This is a genomic window from Streptomyces sp. NPDC055506 (assembly GCF_053643595.1).
Genome location: NZ_JBSHKH010000042.1, coordinates 43,619 through 62,728, shown reverse-complemented (window position 1 = coordinate 62,728; position 19,110 = coordinate 43,619). Strand labels below are relative to the sequence as shown.

General features: G+C 70.6%; 18 protein-coding genes. 5 read left to right on the top strand and 13 right to left on the bottom strand.

Features of this window, described 5'->3' with window-relative positions:
* Positions 1 to 1,561 (bottom strand): ATP-binding protein (locus tag ACWIF2_RS18290; protein ID WP_454361531.1); only part of this gene is annotated, 1,561 nt, incomplete at its 3' end.
* A gap of 272 nt (positions 1,562 to 1,833) precedes the next feature.
* Between ACWIF2_RS18290 and ACWIF2_RS18285 the strand changes: the two genes are divergently transcribed.
* Entirely contained in the window at positions 1,834 to 3,186 is a 1,353-nt protein-coding gene (locus ACWIF2_RS18285) for a M14 family metallopeptidase (RefSeq protein ID WP_454361530.1), read from the top strand.
* On the opposite strand, the gene ACWIF2_RS18280 is transcribed toward ACWIF2_RS18285, so the two are convergent.
* The 5 genes from ACWIF2_RS18280 to ACWIF2_RS18260 form a co-directional block, all read right to left on the bottom strand.
* Complete coding sequence (locus ACWIF2_RS18280; RefSeq protein WP_454361529.1) at positions 3,183 to 3,713, bottom strand: hypothetical protein; 531 nt, start codon at positions 3,711 to 3,713, stop codon at positions 3,183 to 3,185. The two genes, ACWIF2_RS18285 and ACWIF2_RS18280, sit on opposite strands and share 4 nt — an antisense overlap.
* A gap of 85 nt (positions 3,714 to 3,798) precedes the next feature.
* On the bottom strand, positions 3,799 to 5,277 hold the full coding sequence (locus tag ACWIF2_RS18275; protein ID WP_454361528.1) for a GntP family permease: 1,479 nt from the start codon (positions 5,275 to 5,277) through the stop codon (positions 3,799 to 3,801).
* A gap of 97 nt (positions 5,278 to 5,374) precedes the next feature.
* Positions 5,375 to 5,785 carry a RidA family protein gene (locus tag ACWIF2_RS18270; RefSeq protein WP_184591008.1) on the bottom strand — a complete coding sequence of 137 codons (411 nt, stop codon included), beginning with the start codon at positions 5,783 to 5,785 and terminating at the stop codon, positions 5,375 to 5,377.
* Positions 5,782 to 6,543: an IclR family transcriptional regulator gene (locus ACWIF2_RS18265; protein ID WP_454361527.1), complete on the bottom strand. Its 762-nt coding sequence runs from the start codon at positions 6,541 to 6,543 to the stop codon at positions 5,782 to 5,784. Before ACWIF2_RS18265 ends, ACWIF2_RS18270 begins: the two co-directional genes overlap by 4 nt.
* Positions 6,540 to 7,574 carry a sugar kinase gene (locus tag ACWIF2_RS18260; RefSeq protein WP_454361526.1) on the bottom strand — a complete coding sequence of 345 codons (1,035 nt, stop codon included), beginning with the start codon at positions 7,572 to 7,574 and terminating at the stop codon, positions 6,540 to 6,542. Before ACWIF2_RS18260 ends, ACWIF2_RS18265 begins: the two co-directional genes overlap by 4 nt.
* A 142-nt stretch (positions 7,575 to 7,716) precedes the next feature.
* Here ACWIF2_RS18260 and ACWIF2_RS18255 point away from each other — a divergent pair, with 142 nt between their 5' ends.
* Positions 7,717 to 8,994, top strand: a complete 1,278-nt coding sequence (locus tag ACWIF2_RS18255) for an amino acid deaminase (protein WP_454361525.1) — start codon at positions 7,717 to 7,719, stop codon at positions 8,992 to 8,994.
* Between the two features lie 11 nt (positions 8,995 to 9,005).
* Positions 9,006 to 10,619: an N-acyl-D-amino-acid deacylase family protein gene (locus ACWIF2_RS18250; RefSeq protein ID WP_454361524.1), complete on the top strand. Its 1,614-nt coding sequence runs from the start codon at positions 9,006 to 9,008 to the stop codon at positions 10,617 to 10,619.
* A gap of 22 nt (positions 10,620 to 10,641) precedes the next feature.
* Here ACWIF2_RS18250 and ACWIF2_RS18245 read toward each other — a convergent pair whose 3' ends face one another.
* Positions 10,642 to 11,568 carry a S1 family peptidase gene (locus ACWIF2_RS18245; protein ID WP_454361523.1) on the bottom strand — a complete coding sequence of 309 codons (927 nt, stop codon included), beginning with the start codon at positions 11,566 to 11,568 and terminating at the stop codon, positions 10,642 to 10,644.
* A gap of 162 nt (positions 11,569 to 11,730) precedes the next feature.
* Entirely contained in the window at positions 11,731 to 12,405 is a 675-nt protein-coding gene (locus ACWIF2_RS18240) for a hypothetical protein (RefSeq protein WP_454361522.1), read from the bottom strand.
* Positions 12,406 to 12,532: 127 nt separating this feature from the next.
* On the opposite strand from ACWIF2_RS18240, the gene ACWIF2_RS18235 reads away from it, so the two are divergent.
* Together ACWIF2_RS18235 and ACWIF2_RS18230 are read left to right on the top strand one after the other, a co-directional pair.
* The gene (locus ACWIF2_RS18235) at positions 12,533 to 13,744 is read left to right on the top strand and encodes a pyridoxal phosphate-dependent aminotransferase (protein WP_382490149.1); all 1,212 of its coding nucleotides are present in this window, start codon (positions 12,533 to 12,535) and stop codon (positions 13,742 to 13,744) included.
* A 111-nt stretch (positions 13,745 to 13,855) separates the two neighbouring features.
* A complete protein-coding gene (locus ACWIF2_RS18230) occupies positions 13,856 to 14,272 on the top strand; it encodes an SCO4983 family protein (protein WP_454361521.1) in 417 nt (138 codons plus the stop codon).
* Positions 14,273 to 14,484: 212 nt separating this feature from the next.
* On the opposite strand, the gene ACWIF2_RS18225 is transcribed toward ACWIF2_RS18230, so the two are convergent.
* The 5 genes from ACWIF2_RS18225 to ACWIF2_RS18205 form a co-directional block, all read right to left on the bottom strand.
* Positions 14,485 to 15,723, bottom strand: coding sequence for an ABC transporter permease (locus ACWIF2_RS18225; protein WP_454361520.1), 1,239 nt, complete (start codon positions 15,721 to 15,723; stop codon positions 14,485 to 14,487).
* Entirely contained in the window at positions 15,720 to 16,430 is a 711-nt protein-coding gene (locus tag ACWIF2_RS18220; RefSeq protein ID WP_454361519.1) for an ABC transporter ATP-binding protein, read from the bottom strand. Before ACWIF2_RS18220 ends, ACWIF2_RS18225 begins: the two co-directional genes overlap by 4 nt.
* A complete protein-coding gene (locus tag ACWIF2_RS18215; RefSeq protein ID WP_454361518.1) occupies positions 16,427 to 17,611 on the bottom strand; it encodes an HlyD family efflux transporter periplasmic adaptor subunit in 1,185 nt (394 codons plus the stop codon). Before ACWIF2_RS18215 ends, ACWIF2_RS18220 begins: the two co-directional genes overlap by 4 nt.
* A 62-nt stretch (positions 17,612 to 17,673) precedes the next feature.
* Positions 17,674 to 18,588 carry a hypothetical protein gene (locus ACWIF2_RS18210; RefSeq protein ID WP_454361517.1) on the bottom strand — a complete coding sequence of 305 codons (915 nt, stop codon included), beginning with the start codon at positions 18,586 to 18,588 and terminating at the stop codon, positions 17,674 to 17,676.
* 24 nt (positions 18,589 to 18,612) lie between these two features.
* Positions 18,613 to 19,077, bottom strand: coding sequence for a hypothetical protein (locus tag ACWIF2_RS18205; RefSeq protein WP_454361516.1), 465 nt, complete (start codon positions 19,075 to 19,077; stop codon positions 18,613 to 18,615).
* Positions 19,078 to 19,110 lie beyond the last annotated feature (33 nt).

Genomic DNA, 19,110 nt, shown 5'->3' with positions numbered 1-19,110 from the left:
CGACCGCGACCGGGGGCAGCGGCACACCGTCGAGGCCAGGCACGGCCAGAGACGGCGGCTCACCGGCAAGGGCGGGCGCCATCACGCCACCAGGGCCGTCACCGGCGCGGGGAGCGGGCAGGGGGTGACGGGGCAGCACGGGTCGCGGCGCGATGCCGTCGGCCGGGCCGGGGGCGGGTGGTGCCGGGGTGACGGGGCCGGCGTCGAGCGGGGGCAGCGTGGTGGTCCGGGTGAGCGCCTGCGCGGGGTGAGGGCGCCCCACGACCGCGCCTCCCCGCCCGTCCCGGTCGGCGCAGCCCACCGCACCTCCCTGCCCGACTCCGCCGCCCAAGCCCGTCGCGCCGCCCTGCCCGGCTCCGCCGCCCAAGCCCGTCACGCTGCCCTGCCCAGCCCCGCCACCCAAGCCCGTCGCACCTCCCCGCCCGGCACCGCCACCCAAGCCCGTCGCGCTGCCCTGCCCGGACCCGCCGCCAAAGCCCGCCGTACCTCCCCGCCCAGCCCCGCCACCCAAGCCCGTCACGCTGCCCTGCCCAGCCCCACCACCCAAGCCCGTCGCACCTCCCCGCCCGGCACCGCCGGCGAAGCCCGCCGCCCCCTCCGGCAGGAGAACCCCGGCCGGTGCCAGGCCCGTTCGCCACCCGGCATTGGCCTCCCCGGTGTCGTCCGCGCACACCGCCTCGGCCGTCTCCAGGTCGAAGCTGCCCGCCAGGACCGACAGCCGGGCCCACACCGTCTGCTCGGGGCCGGTGCACAGGTCGTGGCTCCAGGCGACCGCTGCCCGCAGGGTCTGGTGGCGGGGCAGGGCCGCGGGGCTGCCGGTGGTGAGGAAGCGGTAGCGGTCGTCGAGGCGGTCGAGGAGTTGGTCGACGTCGAGGACGCGCATCCGGACGGCGGCGAGTTCGATGGCGAGGGGCAGGCCGTCGAGGCGGCGGCAGAGGCGGGCCACGGACGCGAGGTTGCCGGGGGTCAGGCGGAAGCCCGGGACGACGGCGGCGGCCCTGTCGGCGAAGAGGGTGAGCGCCGGATAGCCCTCGGCGGCGGACAGGTCGCCGTCCGGGTCGGGCACCGGCAGCGGCCGTACCTCCAGCAGATGCTCCTCGGTGAGGCCGAGCCGGTGCCGGCTGGTCGCGAGGATCCGGACGCCCTCGGTGCCGTGCAGCAGGGCCGCGGCCAGCTGGGCGCACGCGCCCGCCAGATGCTCGCAGTTGTCGACGACGAGGAGCAGCCGCCGGTCCCTTACCTGCTCGACTAGGGCGTCCAGCGGCGGCTGGGCGGAGTGGTCGTGCAGCCCCAGCGCGTCGGCGGCGGCGAGCGGGACGAGCGCCGGGTCGTGCAGCCCGGAGAGGTGCGCGAAGCGCACCCCGTCCGGGAAGGCGCGCTGCACACGGGCCGCGATGCGCGCGGCGAGCCGGGTCTTGCCGACGCCGCCCGGTCCGGTCAGTGTCACCAGCCGTGCGCGGGCCAGCAGTTCGCGGCCCTCGGTCAGTTCGCCACGCCGGTCGACGAAGCTGGTCGTCTCGGCCGGCAGGTGGTTGTCCCGTCGTGGCGCTGATCCGCCCATGATCAGCCAGTCCTCTGGGGGTGTGGTCCGAGGATCCGGACAGTCCGGCTCCCCTTGCGCGGATCCTCACTCTCTCCCCTGGCTTACATATATGCACGCGCGAGTCACACCCGCGGGTGTACTTCAGTCGGGACACCTCGACCGCCGCGCCGCACGCGTACACTGCGCGACCGCTTTCGGCCTTGACCTGCTCATGCCATTAGCAGAACGATGTGCGCCACCCGCACTACGTACGTCGCACTGAACAACCCCACCTCCCACAAGGAGATTTCATGCGACTTCGCATACGAGGTTCCGGGGCCGGCTCCGGCAGACGCAGCGCCGCCCTCGCCGCCCTTCTCGCACTCGCCCTCGCGGCGCCCCTGTCCGCGACGGCGCCGGACGCCACCGCCGACAGCGCGCCCAAGGCGGCCCCTTCGGCCGACGACGTCAGGCAGTACGAGGTCCATCTGCACGCGACGGCCAAGGACCGCACGGCACTTCAGCGCACGGGCGTGACCGTGGACGAGTCCCACGGGCACGGGGTCGTCGTCTCCGGACGCGCGGACCAGATCAAGAAGCTGCGCGCGCTGGGCTACGAGGTCACCCCGCTCGGCGCGGTGCCCGACCGGTCCGCCGGCGAGGACGATGTCCGGATCTTCGACTTTCCGTCCGCCGACTCGCGCTACCACAACTACGCGGAGATGACGACCGAGATCAACTCGATCGTCTCGGCCAACCCGTCGATCGCGAGCCGGCGCGTGATCGGCAAGTCGTACCAGGGCCGGGACATCGTCGCCGTCAAGATCAGCGACAACGTGGGCAGCGACGAGGCCGAGCCGGAGGTGCTGTTCACGCACCACCAGCACGCCCGCGAGCACCTGACCGTCGAGATGGCGCTCTACCTGCTGCGCGAGCTGACCTCCGACTACGGTTCCGACTCACGCGTCACCAGCATGGTGAACAACCGCGAGATCTGGATCGTCCCGGACCTCAACCCGGACGGCGGCGAGTACGACATCGCCACCGGGTCGTACCGCTCGTGGCGCAAGAACCGTCAGCCCAACTCGGGTTCGTCGTACGTCGGCACGGATCTGAACCGCAACTGGAACTACCGCTGGGGCTGCTGCGGCGGCTCCTCCGGCTCGGCGTCCTCCGACACCTACCGGGGCACGGCGGCGGAGTCGGCGCCCGAGGTGAAGGTCGTCGCCGACTTCGTGCGCAGCCGGGTCGTCGGCGGGAAGCAGCAGATCAGGGCCGGTGTCGACTTCCACACGTACAGCGAGTTGGTGCTGTGGCCGTTCGGCTACACGTACTCGGACACCACGACCGGGATGACCGCGGACGATCACGCGGCGTTCAAGACTGTCGGGCAGAAGATGGCCGCGAGCAACGGGTACACGGCGGAGCAGTCCAGCGATCTGTACATCACGGACGGGTCGATCGACGACTACCTCTGGGGCACGCACAAGATCTTCGGGTACACGTTCGAGATGTATCCGAGGTCCGGTGGAGGAGGGTTCTACCCGCCCGACGAGGTCATCGAGCGGGAGACTTCGCGTAACCGCGATGCGGTGCTGCAACTGCTGGAGAACGCGGACTGCATGTACAGGTCGATCGGCAAGGAAGGCCAGTACTGCGGTTAACCCGCGTCTTCCTCGAAGTAGGCGTCCAGTACCGCGTCCAACTGGGCGTCCCACTCCGTGAAACTGCTCCTGGCCGGCGCTTCGATCTCGATCGGGTACCAGCGCCGGTCAGGGGTGTGGACGGTGACGGTGTAGCGCTTGCCGAAGCGGGCGGTCTCCGTCTCGACCGCGCCGATCTCGTCCCAGCGGAACTCGCATTCCTGGTCGTCCAGGGAGAGTCGTACGCCTCTGTGGTCGGCGACCAGTTTCGCGCGACGGTCGGAGGCCTCGAAGACGGGACCGCCTTCCGGTGCGGCGTCCTCCTCCGCGGCGTCCTCGTCCGGCTCCGGGGCGGCCTCTTCGGCTGCCTCGGTCTCCGCCGCGTCGTCGGCGGCTTCGGCGTCTTCGGCTTCCGCGACCTCGGGCTCCTTCTCCGGCTCCTCGTCCTTCGTCCGTCCGGACGCGGGTGACGTGAGCCCGGGGATGAAGGCCGGGTCGAATCCGGCGCCTTCCAGGGGCTGGCTGCTCGAACCTATGCGCTGCTCCACAGCGCAGCAGTATGGTCGACAAACCTGTGCGGCACACAACCAGCCCCAGCATCGTTATCAGACGCCTACATGCACCGAGCGGCGCCTATACGAACAAGCTGAGCACCGCGGCAACCACAAAACCCGCCACCGACAGCACACTCTCCAGTACCGTCCACGTCTTCAGCGTGTCCCGCTCGCTGATGCCGAAGTACTTGGCGACCATCCAGAAGCCTCCGTCGTTGACGTGCGAGGCGAAGATGGAGCCGGCGGAGATGGACATGATGACGAGGGCGACGAAGGCCTGGGAGTGGTTGCCCTCGGAGAGGAGTGGGGCCACGATGCCCGCCGTCGTGACGATGGCGACCGTCGCCGAGCCCTGGGCGACGCGCAGGACCACGGAGATCAGGTAGGAGAGGACGATCACCGGCAGGCCCACGTCGTTGAACGTGTCGGAGAGGGCCTGGGCGACGCCGCTGGCCTTGAGGACGGCGCCGAAGATACCGCCCGCGCCGACGACCAGCAGGATGTTGCCGACCGGCTTGAGGGACGCCGTGGACACCGTCTCCAAGGACTTGCGGGACCAGCCGCGCCGGATGCCCAGCAGGTAGTACGCGAGGAACAGGGCGAGCGTGAGCGCCACGAAGGGGTTGCCGAAGAACTCGATCACCGAGCGGAGCGTGGAGGGGTCCAGGGCGATCGAGGAGAACGTGGCGGCGAGGATGAGGACCAGGGGCGTGCCGATGATGCCGAGGACCGTGCCGAGGGAGACCGGCTGCTCGCGCGGCTCCGTGCCGGTCGCCCGCTGCTCGTCGAGGACCGCCTGCTTGGCCTCCTCCGACGCCTCGACCATGTCCTGCGGCACGGCGACGAAGATGCGGCGGCCGATCCACGCCGAGTACGCCCACGCGGCCAGCACGGCGGGCAGTCCGCAGACGATGCCCATGAGGATGACCCAGCCGAGGTCGACATGGAGGAGACCGGCCGCGGCCACCGGGCCGGGGTGCGGGGGCAGGAACGCGTGGGTGACGGAGAGGCCCGCGAGCAGGGGCAGACAGTAGAGCAGGATCGACTTGCCGGAGCGCTTGGCGGCGGCGTAGACGATCGGTGCCAGGACGAAGATGCCGACGTCGAAGAAGACCGGGATACCGAAGATCAGGCCCGTGAGGCCCATGGCGAGGGGGGCGCGCTTCTCGCCGAAGAGGCTGAGGAGGCGACTTGCCAGTACCTCCGCGCCGCCGCTGACTTCGAGGATCGCGCCGAGCATGGTGCCCAGGCCGATGATGATCGCGACATGGCCGAGGATGCCACCCATGCCGGACTCGATCGTGGAGACGGCGTCCGACTTCTGGACCGTGCCGAAGAGTTCGGTGACCGACAGGCCGGCCGCCAGGCCGACGGCTATGGAGACCGCGAGCAGCGCGACGAACGGCTGGAGTCTCATCTTGATGATGAGGAAGAGCAGGAGCCCGATACCGAGGGCGGCGGTGAGCAGCAGTCCGGCGGTGCCGTCCACGAGGAGGAGCAGGCCTCCGGTGTGGGGTGGGGTCTCGGCAGGCGCGGACGCGGCGAGCGGAAGGGACATTCGGGGGTCCTCTACGTAAATGCATGCGGTTTCGGGGTAGGGGGGAGCGCGGCGCGGCGCACCGAAGGCGCCGCGCCTCAACAAGAAGAGGGGTGTGTCAGCCGAGTACGGCCAGCGCGTCGATCTCGATGAGGAGACCCGCGGGCAGGCCGACGTAGACCGTGGTGCGCGCGGCGGGCGGCTGGGTCAGGCCCTGCTCCTCGAAGTACGCGTTGTAGATCGCGTTCATCTCGGCGAAGTGGTCGACGTCGGTGAGGTAGACGCGGATCATCATCACGTCGTCCCAGCCGGAGCCGCCCTCTTCGAGGATCGCCTTGACGTTGGCCAGGGTCTGGAGGGTCTGCTCGCGCAGGGTCGGCCCGGCGGGCGTGGGCGCCTTGCCCTCCTCGGCGGGCAGGAAGCCGACCTGGCCGGCGACCTGGAGGATGTTGCCCTTCTTCACACCGTGCGAGAACTTCGCCGGCGGCGTGGTGTGGGTCTTGGGGGTGAGTGCGATCTTGTCCGTCATACGGTGCCCTTCACTGGTGTTCTGCCGGAGTACTCCCCGCTGATGGCGTCCGCCGTACGGCGCACCAGCGGCAGGAGGGTGAGGAGTTCGTCGGCGGTGACGACGACGTTCGGCGCGGAGACCGACATCGCGGCTACGACCCGGCCGTCGGCGCCGCGGATGGGCGCCGCGACGCAGTTGATGGACTCCTCGTGGCCGCCGAGGTCGGTGGCCCAGCCCTGTTCGCGCACCTTGTCCAGCTCGCGCAGGAACGCGCCGGCGTTGGGTGTCGAACGGGACGTGTACGTGGGGTAGTCGAGCTTCTCCGTGACGGCCCGCCGCTCGTGTTCGGGCAGATCGGCGAGCAGCAGCTTCGCGACCGCGGCGACGGTGATGGCGACGGGCTTGCCGATCCGGGAGTACATCCGCACGGGGTAGCGGCTCTCGACCTTGTCGATGTAGAGGACCTCGTTCTCCTCGTACACGGCGAGGTGCACGGTGTGGCCGCAGCTCTCGTTGAGGCGGACCAGGTGGGGATGGGCGATCTCGCGGACGTCGAGGTTCTCCATCGCCTCCTGGGCGAGCGCGAAGAGGCGGGCGCCGAGGCGGTAGCGCTGGTCGGACTGGCGGTAGACGAGACCGTGCTCGTGCAGGGTGCGCAGCAGGCGCAGGGCCGTGGACTTGTGCACGCCGAGGCGGTCGGCGACCTGCCCCAGGTCGGCGGGGCCCTCGGCGAGCAGCGGCAGGATGCTCAGCGCGCGGTCGACGGTCTGGCTCATGGCGTACGTACCTCCTCGTCGGCCCGCTGTGCCTCCTCGGTCCAGCCCGGGCCGAGTCGCAGTCTCCCCCATGCGGCGTCGTCCAGGGCGGCGAGCCGGTCGGCGTGGTCCCGGGAGGGGGGTGTGGCGTGGTCGCCGGGGACGGTGAGCGCGGCGGCGGCCATCAGATGCCCGTGCCGCAGCCGGTCCCGGACAGGCAGGCCGCGCAGGGTGGCGGAGAGGAACCCGGCAGCGAAGGCGTCGCCGGCCCCGACCTCGGCGACGACATCGACCCGGGGGGCGGGAACGAAGGTGACGTCCCGCTTCTCGAAGACGGTGGCTCCCTCGGCGCCCTGCTTGACGACCAGCACCTCGGGTTCGGGGAGGGCGGCGCGGACGGCCTCGGGGCTGTGCAGCCCCCACGCCTCGTCCTGCCCGACGAAGACGAGGTCGGCGCCCCGGGCGAGGTCCCGCAGCACGCGGGGCGCGTCCGTGTCGCCCCACAGTCCGGGCCGGTGGTTGACGTCGAAGGAGACCAGGGGGCGGCAGGGCCGGCGTGCGGTCAGCTCGCGCATCAGCTCCAGACAGCTCGCGGACAGCGCGGGCGTGATCCCGGAGAGGTGCAGCACGCGCCCGGCGCGCACCGCCGCCGGGTCGGGGTCCGTCACGCTCATGGCGGACGCCGCGGAACCGGCCCGGTAGTAGGCCACCTCGTGCGCGTCGGTGGCCCGGTCCCCGGCGGTGCGGAAGTAGATGCCGGTGGGGCGGCCGGGATCGCGCCGGACGTGGGCCACGTCGACCCCGTACCCGCCGATCGTCTCGACCAGGTGATCACCGAACGCGTCGTCCCCGACCCGGCTCACCCACCGCACGGAATGCCCGGCGGCGGCCAGCACGCACGCGACATTCGACTCCGCTCCACCGATACCCCGGTCGAAGGAGGGCACGTCGGCGAGCCGCCCCGGCCGGGAGGGCAGGAACGTGACCATGGACTCGCCGAGCGCGACGACGTCCACGACGTCGGGGGCGTTGCAGGGTCCGGTGGGGGTCACGATGCTCGTAGCTCCTCTGCGAAGGCGTCGGGTCGGCCGGTGACGGTGTCATTGACCGGGGGTGGCCGAGATGTTAGACAGCGTTCAGCGACATACGCAATGAAGGTTGCAGAGAATGCAACACAGCTGATCAGGAGGCTCCATGACAGCCGACACCGCCGCCGAGTCCCTCGCCCGGCTCGCCGCAGAGCGCGTCGACCACCGCTTCAAGGGCCTCCCGCCGGACGCCGACGGCCTGACCGTGGGCGAGCTGGCCGCCCAGCGCCGCAACCTCTTCACCGGCGGCTTCGCCACGCCTGTGCTCGCGCTGTCCGCCGAGCGTCTGGAGCACAACCTGAAGCTCATGGAGACGTACGCGGCCCGGCACGGCCTGGCCTTCGCGCCGCACGGCAAGACCTCCATGGCGCCGCAGCTGTTCCAGCGGCAGATCGAGCACGGGGCGTGGGGCATCACGCTGGCGGTCCCCCACCAGGTGCGGGTGGCGCGCGCCTTCGGGACCCGGCGGGTGTTCCTCGCGAACGAGCTGGTCGACCCCGCGGCCCTGCGCTGGGTCTCCGCGCAGCTGGACGCCGACCCGGACTTCCGCTTCGTCTGCTACGTCGACTCCGTGCGCGGGGTGGAGCTGATGGACGCGGCCCTGAGCGGTTCCGTGCGGCCGGTGGACGTCGTCGTCGAACTCGCCGCCGGTGAGGGCGCCCGGACCGGGGTCCGTACGGAGGCGGAGTGCGCGGCGGTCGCGGACGCGGTGGCGCGCACGCGGACCCTGCGGCTCGTCGGTGTCGCGGGCTACGAGGGCGAGGTGCCGAAGGCCGACCAGGAGCGGGTGACGGCGTGGCTGCGGCGGCTGGTCGCGCTCGCCGCCGGCTTCGACGGGGCCGGGCGCTTCGAGGGCCTGGACGAGATCGTCGTCAGCGCGGGCGGCAGCGCCTGGTTCGACGCGGTCGCCGAGGTCTTCGCGGAGATCCCCGGACTCTCCCGTCCCGTGCTGAAGTTGCTGCGCTCGGGCGCCTACGTCTCGCACGACGACGGCCACTACCGCAAGCTGACCCCGTTCAACCGGGTCCCCGAGGAGGGCGCCCTGGAGCCGGCGTTCCGGCTGTGGACGCAGGTGGTGTCGCGGCCCTCCGCCGAGCAGGCCTTCGTCAACGCGGGCAAGCGGGACGCGGCCTACGACCTCGATCTGCCCTTCGCGCAGGCGATCCGCCGGGACGGCGCCGAGCGCCCGGCCACCGGGGTGTCGGTGACCGGCCTGTCCGACCAGCACGCCTGGCTGAGCACCACGCCGGAGGCGGATCTGGAGGTGGGTGACTGGGTCGGTCTGGGGCTGTCCCATCCGTGCACGTCGTTCGACAAGTGGCAGCTCATCCCGGTCGTGGCGGCCGATGGCACGGTCGTCGACTACGTCCGTACGTTCTTCTGAGGAGGCCCGCGATGGAAGAGCTCGTCATCCGGGACGCGGAGGTCGTGGACGGCTCCGGCGGACCCTCGTACCGGGCCGATGTCGTGGTCGACGACGGCCGGATCGTCCAGATCGTCAAGGAGGCCGCGGCGGCCGGCTGCCAGCGGCCGAAGGCGCGGCGGGAGCTGGACGCGGAGGGGCTGGTCCTCTCCCCCGGCTTCGTCGACATGCACGCCCACAGCGACCTGGCCCTGCTGCGCGACCCCGACCACAGCGCCAAGGCCGCGCAGGGCGTCACCCTGGAGGTCATCGGCCAGGACGGACTGTCGTACGCGCCGGTCGACGACCGTACGCTCGGCGAGGTGCGCCGGGCGATCGCCGGGTGGAACGGCTCCGGTGAGGACATCGACTTCGACTGGCGGTCGGTGGGCGAGTACCTGGACCGGCTGGACCGGGGGATCGCGGTCAACGCGGCCTATCTGATCCCGCAGGGCACGGTCCGCGCGCTCGCCGTCGGCTGGGAGGACCGCGAGGCGACCCCCGAAGAGCTCGACAGGATGCGACGGTTGGTCGCCGAGGGCATGGAGCAGGGCGCCGTCGGCATGTCGTCCGGGCTGACGTACACGCCCGGCATGTACGCGCAGGACGCCGAACTGACCGAGCTGTGCCGGGTGGTGGCGTCGTACGGCGGCTACTACTGCCCGCACCACCGCTCCTACGGCGCGGGCGCCCTGGAGGCGTACCGGGAGATGGTCGACCTGACCCGTCAGGCGGGCTGCTCCCTGCATCTCGCCCACGCCACCATGAACTTCGGTGTGAACAAGGGCCGGGCGCCGGAGCTGCTGTCCCTGCTGGACGAGGCGCTGGCGGCCGGGGCCGACATCAGCCTCGACACCTACCCCTACACTCCGGGCTGCACGACGCTGGCGGCCATGCTGCCTAGCTGGGCGAACGAGGGCGGCCCCGAGCAGGCCCTGAAGCGGCTGGCGGACGAGGAGACCGCTGCTCGGATCCGCCACGACCTGGAGGTCACGGGCTCGGACGGCTGTCACGGCGTGCCCATCGAGTGGGACACGATCGAGATCTCGGGTGTCGGCGATCCGGCCCTGGCCGGGTTCGTCGGCCGGACGGTCCGGGAGTCGGCGGACGTGCGGGGCGAGGACCCCTGGACGACCGCGCGGGGGCTGCTGCTGGCCGACCGGCTGGCACCGACGATCCTCCAGCACGTCGGCCACGAGGAGAACGTCCGGGCGATCATGCGCCACCGTGTGCACACCGGCGGCTCGGACGGCATCCTCCAGGGCGCCAAGCCGCACCCGCGCGCCTACGGCACCTTCCCGCACTACCTCGGGCACTACGTGCGGGAGTTGGGGGTGCTGTCACTGGAGGAGTGCGTCGCGCACCTCACCTCGCGCCCGGCGGCCCGGCTGCGGCTGCCGGACCGGGGCCTGGTGCGCGAGGGGTACGTCGCGGACCTGGTCCTCTTCGATCCGGCGACGGTAGCGGCGGGGTCCTCTTTCGCCGAACCCCGCACGCTCCCGACGGGCATCCCGTACGTCCTGGTCGACGGCCGCTTCGTGATCGAGGACGGCCGTCGCACGGACGTGCTGGCGGGCCGGGCGGTGCGCGGAACCGCTCGGGCGTGACCGCCCGGCCCGGCACCCTGCCTTACGGCTTGGGCAGGGTGCAGCCGCTCGCGTGCAGGTCGAGCTTGCTGTCGGTGCCGAAGCAGGCCGGGACCTGGTAGGTCTGCTGGGCGTAGTTGATGCCCTTGCGGACGGTCACCTCACCGTTCGCGTCGACCTCACAGGGGTTGTTCACCGTGCAGCGCTCGCCGTCCTCGTTGCCGGTGTTGTTGATGGCGACGACCTTGCCGGTGGCCTGGTCGACGACGGGCGAGCCGGACGTGCCGCCGATGGTGTTGCAGGCGGAGGTGTAGCGGACCGAGTCCTTGAAGGTCCAGTCGCCCTCCTTCAGGGTGTGCGCGAACCCGTCGATGTCGCAGCTGTAGATCCGCTTCCAGTAGCCCGAGACGACGCTGATGGCGGTGCCGGCGGCCGGGCGGGAGTCGTTCAGCGTCAGCGCGTTGATGCCGTACGAGCTCTTGATCTGCCCGTACGTGGTGGTGAGCTGGTAGAACGCGGCGTCCGTGTCGGTCATCGTGCCGTAAGCGAGTTTGGCGGCGCGCAGGGTGGCCACGCGGGAGCCGGAGGAGTTGAGCAGGCCGAAGGTACGGCTGGAAGCCTGGTCGACGCGGACCTCGCCGGGCCCGGGCATGCCGCCGTCCAGACAGTGTCCGTTGGTCATCACCAGCGCCGGGTCGTTGTCCTCGGAGTCCGGCATGCGGACGACGGAGCCGGAGCAGTTGCTGAGCGCGACGGTGCCGGCGAAGTTCACAGCCTTGGCCGACGGGCCACGGAGCCCGGAAAGGGTCTCCGTTGCGGACGTGACCACATCCGAGACGGCGGACGTGACCTTGCCCGCGTCCGCGGCCTTGCCGACGCCCTGGGGGGCGGCATCGGCAGCGGTCGCGGGAGCCGCGCCGGCCCCGGCTATCGCCAGGGCGAAGAACGCGGCGGCGAGAGGTTTTCTCATGGGGGGTCCCCTCTTGCGACGGAGGCGGCCGGAAAACTTCCGGCCGCCCGCAGTGTTGTCATGCACATTGTGATCGTCGCAAGGCGGGCAGGGCAAGGAGTTGTTCTCCGCACGAACCCGGCCCGTTCGGCCTGACCCTACTCAACGGTTCCGACAGACGGGCTACTTGGGGCCCTTGGTGCCGCCGGGGCCGCGTCCGGGTTTTTCCCCGGACCTGCCCGGGGCCGACGTGGCGGCCGAGGGCGTGGAGGTGCCGGCCGTGCCGCCGGCCGAAGGACTCGTGGCCTCCGTCCCCGACTCGGACGGGGTGCGGCTCGCCGCGGTGGAGGGGCTCGCGGACGCGGCGCCGGACGGCTCGTCACCATCCGCCGGCCGGTCGGCGAGCGGAGCCCCGGGGGTCGCGGCAGGGCCAGAGCCGGCGGGCGGCACCGTCGGCTCCCCCGCCGCCGGACCCGTACGGCCGCCCTTGCCACCGCGCTCCCCGCCGGAGGGCGCGTTCGAGAAGGAGAGACCGGCGATCAGCGCGGCCACCGAAACGGCGCCCACGGCTCCGGCGGCGACCGCCACGCGGCGCGCACGCCACGGCCCCGGCCGGCGCCGGGAGCGGTGGCCCGCACCGGACCGGCCACGCGCCGGCACCGGCGGCAGCTCGCGCGTGTCGTCCGTGCCGCCCCGCGGGTCGCTTGGGTCGTAGACGTCCCGCCATCCGTGCGCCGCCGCCGGATCGGCGTACGCGTCGTACGCCGGGGGCGGGGCGGCCCGCGGCAGATACACGTGCGACTGCGCCGGGGGCTCGCCGCTCGTAGCCCCTTCGGAGTATTCGGATGGCCTGGACATGGCGGCGAATTCTAGGCATCGAAGGTGCTGGTGGGACAGCGAGCGGTGATATCGGGCCCACATCGTCATGTCTCACGTGGCGGAAAACACGAGCCGCGGGGCATTACCGGGCCGTAAGCTCCCTGACATGCAGGTGATCCAGTCGACCAAGCTCGCCAACGTCTGTTACGAGATCCGGGGCCCGGTGCTCGAGGAGGCGATGCGGCTGGAAGCCGCCGGTCACCGCATCCTCAAGCTCAACACCGGCAACCCGGCGGCGTTCGGCTTCGAATGTCCGCCCGAGATCCTGGAGGACGTCCTCCGGAACGTGTCCTCGGCACACGGGTACGGCGACGCCAAGGGGCTGCTGGCCGCACGCCGCGCGGTCGTCATGCACAACCAGACCCTCGGCATCGAGACGGACGTCGAGCACGTCTTCATCGGCAACGGCGTCTCCGAGCTGATCGTGATGGCGATGCAGGGGCTGCTCGACGACGGCGACGAGGTCCTCGTCCCCGCGCCCGACTACCCGCTGTGGACCGCCGCCGTCTCCCTGTCCGGCGGCACCGCCGTGCACTACCGGTGCGACGAGCAGGCCGACTGGATGCCGGACCTGGCCGACATCGAGCGCAAGGTCACCGACCGCACCAAGGCGATCGTGATCATCAACCCGAACAACCCGACCGGGGCCGTCTACGACGAGGCGATGATCAAGGGGCTCACCGACATCGCCCGCCGCCACAACCTGCTGGTCTGCTCGGACGAGATCTACGACAAGATCCTCTACGACGAGGCCACCCACACCCCGACCGCCGCCGTCGCCCCCGACCTGCTCACCCTCACCTTCAACGGCATGTCGAAGGCGTACCGGGTCGCCGGCTACCGCGTCGGCTGGATGTCGATCTCCGGGCCGCGCGCTCACGCGGACTCCTACATCGAGGGCCTGACGATCCTCGCGAACATGCGGCTGTGCGCGAACATGCCGGGCCAGCACGGCGTGGTCGCGGCGCTCAGCGGACGCCAGACGATCAACGACCTGGTCCTGCCGGGCGGCCGGCTGCGCGAGCAGCGGGACGTGGCGTACGAGCTGCTGACCCAGATCCCGGGCGTGACCTGTGTGAAGCCGAAGGGCGCGCTGTACCTCTTCCCGCGGCTCGACCCCAAGGTCTTCAAGATCAAGGACGACCGGCGCATGGTCCTGGACCTGCTCCGGCGCGAGAAGATCATGGTCGTCCAGGGCACCGGCTTCAACTGGCCTGAGCCGGATCACTTCCGGGTGGTGACCCTGCCGTCGGTCGGTGATCTGCGGGACGCGATGGGCCGGATCGGGCACTTCCTGGACGGCTACAGCCAGCCCTGACCGGAGACCGCACTCACACTGTGTGTGCAGCCGGTCCGGGTTTGTGAACAACTCAACTTTAGACGAAATCTAAGCTAGGATGGCTTCCTGAAGCACTCAGGAGGCCGTCCCATGTACGAACCGATCCGCGCCAAGTCGGTCCACAGCACGATGGCCGGCACCACCGCCGACTTCCCCCACCGATCGCGTGAGGAAGAGCTGGACATCCAGCTCGCGGGCCATCTCGCCGCGCTGCTCGCCGTCACGGACGAACTGCGCACCGCGGCACCGTCGGCCGACCTTGACACCGCGGCGGAGCGGCTCACGGAGCAGGTGGCCCGGCTGCGGGGCGGGCGTACGCCCGTCCGCGCGCCCAGGGGCCGGCGCGAGCGGAGCGCCGTGGCGCTCCACCGGCGGGCACATGCCCTGGCGGGCCGTGCGCTGGTCGTCGCCGCGTCCCGTGCCGATACGGCCGCCGCCATCCTTGCCGCCGAGTGCATGGATGCCCACTCGGCGGCTCTGGAGCCGCGCACCCTCGCGTCCCACTGAGCCCGGTTACACGGGCTCCCTCGAACGGCCCCGGTCCGCGCGCACCCGCAGCGACGCGCGGACCGGGTGCCACAGCACTGCGTTGGCTTGAGCCGTGTATCGCCGTCTGGGTGTCGCCCGTGGGCGGGTGCGGGTTGAGTGTGGCTTGTCGCGCCCACGCGGCGGAGCCGCAAATCGATACAGCCTCGCGCCCCTTAAGGGCGCTGTACCGCTCAGCGGCGCAATGCTTCGACCGGTGGGATTCGGGACGCTCTCCATGCCGGGTACAGGCCGGCAAGGAGACCGGCGACCAGGCCCAGTGTCGGGGCGGTGGCCAAGGTGGTGGGGTCGATCACCGGTGTCCACTGCTTCGCCGCGGCGACGGTGACCACGACCACCGTGCCGATCGAGGTGCCGACGAGGCCTCCGAGGAGGCCGAGCGCCGCGGACTCGGTCAGGAACTGCAGGGTGATGTGAACGCCGCGTGCGCCCAGAGCGCGTCGCAAGCCGATCTCTCCGGTTCGTTCCAGCACCGCCACCAGCGTGGTGTTCGCGATTCCGACGGCCCCGATGATGAGGCACACCCCTGCGAGGAGCAGGAACAGCTGGCCCAGGTCGTCGCTGACCGCGGTGCGCAGGGACCGCGGGTCCGGAGGCGGTGTCACCTTGAAGTACTCGGGGTGGTCCGGACGCAGGGCGAGGGCCGCCTCGTCCGCGATCTGGCCGGCGGCACCGAGCCGAGTCGAGATCAGCATCTGCGCCCCCTCGTCCGTGGGGGCTCCCCACGTCCGTTCGGCCACCGAACGCGGCACCGTGATGGACATCAGAAGCTCCGGCTTGCGCTCGACGTCCTTCAGGATGCCGATCACGGTGAAGGCGGTGTTGCCGATGAAGACGGCAGGACGCGTGCGCAGCGTGGTGATACCGAGACGTGCCGCGGTGGCCTGGCCGATCACGGCGACCGCCTGGTGATGCGTGTCGTGGAAGCCGTCGAACGCCCTGCCTTCGACGAACTGGGCCTGTGACGCCTGCCAGATACCGGGAGAGGCGGCGATCACCTGCGTCTGGGCGTCGACGCTGTTGGCCGAGCCGACGGGGGCGGCTCGCACCGCTTCTTCCGGCCCCAGCCGGACACTCCAGGAGACACCCGCGGCGAGCGCGCCGTTCAGTCGGGCGATGCGGGCATCGGCGTCCTGCGGGAACGACAGATCGCGAGCCGCGGCGTTACCGGCACCGATGTCCGTGACGCTGACCTCGGTGGCCGTCAGCGAGTTGAACCGGTTGTCGATCTGCGAAGTGGCTGTCCCGGTGAGACCGAGGACCGCGATGAAGGCGCCGACACCGAGAACGGTCCCGAGGGCGGTGAGTACCGACCGGGCCGGTCGCTGAAGCATGCCGGCCACGGCTTCGGACAGCAGATCCCGAACGGCCAGCCGGGACCGCTCCGGGGCGCTTCGCCGGTGCGTCGTCATGCCGCCCCCGACCGGGGGCCGGAGTCATGGAGAACGCCGTCGCGGATCGTGACGGTGCGTTGTCCGTGCTCCGCGACCTGAGGATCGTGGGTGATCACGACGATGGTCATGCCGTCCCGATGCAGGGCGTCCAGCAGCTCCAGCAGGGATGCGGACGTGGCGGAGTCCAGATTCCCTGTCGGCTCGTCACACAGCAGGAGTGAGGGCTCCCCCACCAGGGCGCGCGCGACCGCGACGCGCTGGCGTTCGCCGCCCGACATCTGGGTGGGGAGCGCGGTAGCACGGTGTGCCAGGCCCACGCGCTCCAGGACCGCGGCAGCGCGCGCACGGCGCTCCCGCCGGGGAACAGCCCGGTAGACCAGGGCGAGTTCGACGTTCTCCAGCGCACTGCGATGGGGCAGGAGATGGAAGGCCTGGAAGACGAACCCGATCCGTTCGCCGCGCAGAGCAGCCAGACGGGAGGCGCTCAAGGCCGCCGTGTCGATCCCGTTCAGCAGGTACTGGCCCTGCGTGGGGGCGTCCAGGAGCCCCGCGATGTTCAGCAGGGTGGACTTGCCCGAGCCCGACGGCCCCACCACGGTGACGAACTCCCCGTCGGCGATGCGCAGATCGCAGGGACGCAGGGCGTCGACGGCCGGAGGACCTGGGTATCTGAGTCCGACGCCACGGAACTCGATGACCGCGCCGTCCTTGGTGGTCGTGGTCACGGGCGGCCCGCAGTCGCTCTCGTCTGCACGCCTACGACCACCCGGGCACCGGCCTCGAGGCGGGCGCCCTTCCGGGGGACGATCTCCACGTATCCGTCCCCCGACACCCCGACGGTGACGGGGATCCGGCGCTCCTTCCGCCCTGTCCTCTCGGTGACGCTGGTCAGACCGTCGGCGCCGGTCGAGACGGCCGACGAGGGCACGGCGAGGACCTTCCCCCGGGACGAGGCCGCCACAACGGTCAGCTGCACATTCTCGCCGTTCATCTTCATGGGCAAGGGCCGGGACGGTGTCACCTTGACCGTGTACTTCTGCTCGCCCGACTCCTCGCCACCGTCTTTCGCGGACGCGCGTTCCAAGGCGACGGACTCCACTTTTCCGCTGTACTCGCGGCCCGCCGTATCGGAGTAGATCCGCACCTTCTGGCCTGCGCGAATCATCCCCTTCTCCTGCGGTGTCACGGAACCCTCGACGGTGAGCGCTCCGGAGGACAGGGACAGCAGGTTCTCCCCGGCCTCGTCCCCCACTGTGGTGTGCACTTCCTCGACGTACGCGGGGAAGGACCGGACGAAGACCACTTCCGACATCGGAAAGGTGGGAAGGGAGCGAGGCGGGGCCGCCTCGGGCTTCGCCGCCGGGGAAGCCGATGCGTCGGGTTGTGGCGCCTCGGCCGGGCTCACGGGAGCCTCGGTGACCGGCACTTCGTAGCCGATGGAGCGGTAGAAGGACGTCAGGGCCTGTTCGGTGCCCGGGCCGAAGACTCCTGAAAGGTCGTTGCCCGTGGGGTGGCCGGAGCCCCGAAGCGCCGCCTGGAGCTGGGCGACGTCTTCGCCGCGCTTGCCGGGCACGAGGTCACGGTAGGCGGGTACGGCGCCCTCGAGGACGAACAGCGGACGGCCCGAGACTTCGAGAAGCACCTGACCGGCGGTGAGCTTCCGGCCGGGAGCGGACTTGACCTTCGTCACCACCGAACGGCCGGCGTCTTCGCCCGCTCGGGGCCCGGAGGAGATGTCGGTGCGCTGGGAAGAGGTGACCTTCCCACGTGTGATCAAGGCCTGGGAGATCACCCGGTCCTCCACTTCCGCCGTGAGGATGTCCGGTGGCGGGGGTGCCGTGTCCGCGGCGACCTGCGCCGGGGACTTGATGAGCAGGGCAGCGCCCGCGCCCGCTCCGGTGCACACGAGACATGCCAGGACCAGGAAACCGAGAGCTTTTCGACGCTGAGCGAGGCCGCGAGAACGCATCAGGAGCCCGCTATGACGTCGGCGGCCTTCTTCACGGCCGAATTCAGGGATTTCCTCTCCCCGTTCAGCCGCTCGGCTCCCGACTCGATCTCTTCTTTCTGCATCGCCACCTCGGCGTCGAACCAGACCTTGGCGACCTTGGTCTTGTCCCGGCAGGAGATGTCGGCGGTCGCGGTCCTGATCTCGAGCGGCGTGACGCTCTGCGAGCCGAACTGCGGGTCGTCGCTGGCGTCGAGCGGCCGCGCGTAGTCGAAACCGCTCTTCTTCATGCAGGCGGACCAGGCCTGGAACGCTTCGACGACCTCGGGGATCTGCTGGGACTGCGCGAAGGTCTCATTGCTGATCGTCTGGGCGATCGTGGTGTTCGCACCACCGGCGGAGATCTTCCGGTCGGCCTCGCCGAGGCAGCCGCCCTCCGGGACGGGCTTGCCCCCTATCTCCTTGACGCCGCCCTCCAGGGCACGCGTATCCGGGCCGTTGCCCGACGTACCGTCCAGGGCACCCTTTTCGACGGCCCGGTCGTAGGCTTCCTGCTCCTCGGCCGCCGGCTTGTATCCCCGCTCCTCGGCGAGCGCCATGTCGTGAATCCCGTAGCGCCAGTCGACCAGGGTCTTGCCGCCCAGACGCGGCAGGTCGGCAGCCGGCTGCCAGGAAAAGCCGTAGCCCTTCATGCAATCGCCGACGAGTATCTTCCGGGCCTGCGAAATCTGCTTTCGCTCGGCCTCCGACGGCAGGTAGCCCTCGATCGGGAGCACCCATGTCGCAGGATCGGCCGCGTCGAAAGGAACCGTGGGCTTCGGTGTCGCCACCGATGGATTCGCCGTGGTCGCGTCGCCCGAACAACCGGCGACTGATACCAGAGTTGCCGCGATCAACAGCGAACCGATGCCTGCTCGCGTGGCCTTCATGCGCATGGGGAGGGTACCTGCCGTTGGAATTTAGAGCGTCTGCCAGGCGAACGAGGCGTTCTCGTTCTTGGTCACCGAGAGGTTGGTCTGAGAACGCGGGCTGGACCAGTCCGCGGAGCCCTTGTAGCCGCTGTTGTAATAGGTCACGGCGTAATACGTCGAGTGCTTGTTCTTCACCGACGCGGCGTTGTTCTTGATGCCCTGCCCGTTCCCGTTTCCGCCGTGGCAGAAGTTCAGCGGCTGGGTGCCGCCCTGGGGAGCCCCACCGATCCGCTCGTCAGCGAAATCCCAGACGCTGTAGCCGATGTTGCGGTAAGCGCCGCCGTAGTTCGAGTTGTAGTAGATCGCGTACTTGAAATCGGACGCCGCCTGAGACTTCTGGCAGGCTTCGGGGCTCATCTGATTCTCGAACCCGGTGTTGGCATGGGCGGAAGGGGTCACAAAAGCCCCCATCGCCACGGCCACCGCTGCCACGAGGGTGAACTGTCTCTTCACTGCCTTCTCCTTGATGGTCGACTGCGAACTGGG

What these genes read in the sequence shown, in the direction of transcription:
- ACWIF2_RS18285 (WP_454361530.1), top strand. Translation starts at nt 1,834, where the DNA reads ATGCGACTTCGCATACGAGGTTCCGGGGCCGGCTCCGGCAGACGCAGC.
- ACWIF2_RS18275 (WP_454361528.1), bottom strand. Translation starts at nt 5,277, where the DNA reads ATGTCCCTTCCGCTCGCCGCGTCCGCGCCTGCCGAGACCCCACCCCAC.
- ACWIF2_RS18270 (WP_184591008.1), bottom strand. Translation starts at nt 5,785, where the DNA reads ATGACGGACAAGATCGCACTCACCCCCAAGACCCACACCACGCCGCCG.
- ACWIF2_RS18265 (WP_454361527.1), bottom strand. Translation starts at nt 6,543, where the DNA reads ATGAGCCAGACCGTCGACCGCGCGCTGAGCATCCTGCCGCTGCTCGCC.
- ACWIF2_RS18255 (WP_454361525.1), top strand. Translation starts at nt 7,717, where the DNA reads ATGACAGCCGACACCGCCGCCGAGTCCCTCGCCCGGCTCGCCGCAGAG.
- ACWIF2_RS18250 (WP_454361524.1), top strand. Translation starts at nt 9,006, where the DNA reads ATGGAAGAGCTCGTCATCCGGGACGCGGAGGTCGTGGACGGCTCCGGC.
- ACWIF2_RS18245 (WP_454361523.1), bottom strand. Translation starts at nt 11,568, where the DNA reads ATGAGAAAACCTCTCGCCGCCGCGTTCTTCGCCCTGGCGATAGCCGGG.
- ACWIF2_RS18240 (WP_454361522.1), bottom strand. Translation starts at nt 12,405, where the DNA reads ATGTCCAGGCCATCCGAATACTCCGAAGGGGCTACGAGCGGCGAGCCC.
- ACWIF2_RS18235 (WP_382490149.1), top strand. Translation starts at nt 12,533, where the DNA reads ATGCAGGTGATCCAGTCGACCAAGCTCGCCAACGTCTGTTACGAGATC.
- ACWIF2_RS18230 (WP_454361521.1), top strand. Translation starts at nt 13,856, where the DNA reads ATGTACGAACCGATCCGCGCCAAGTCGGTCCACAGCACGATGGCCGGC.
- ACWIF2_RS18225 (WP_454361520.1), bottom strand. Translation starts at nt 15,723, where the DNA reads ATGACGACGCACCGGCGAAGCGCCCCGGAGCGGTCCCGGCTGGCCGTT.
- ACWIF2_RS18210 (WP_454361517.1), bottom strand. Translation starts at nt 18,588, where the DNA reads ATGCGCATGAAGGCCACGCGAGCAGGCATCGGTTCGCTGTTGATCGCG.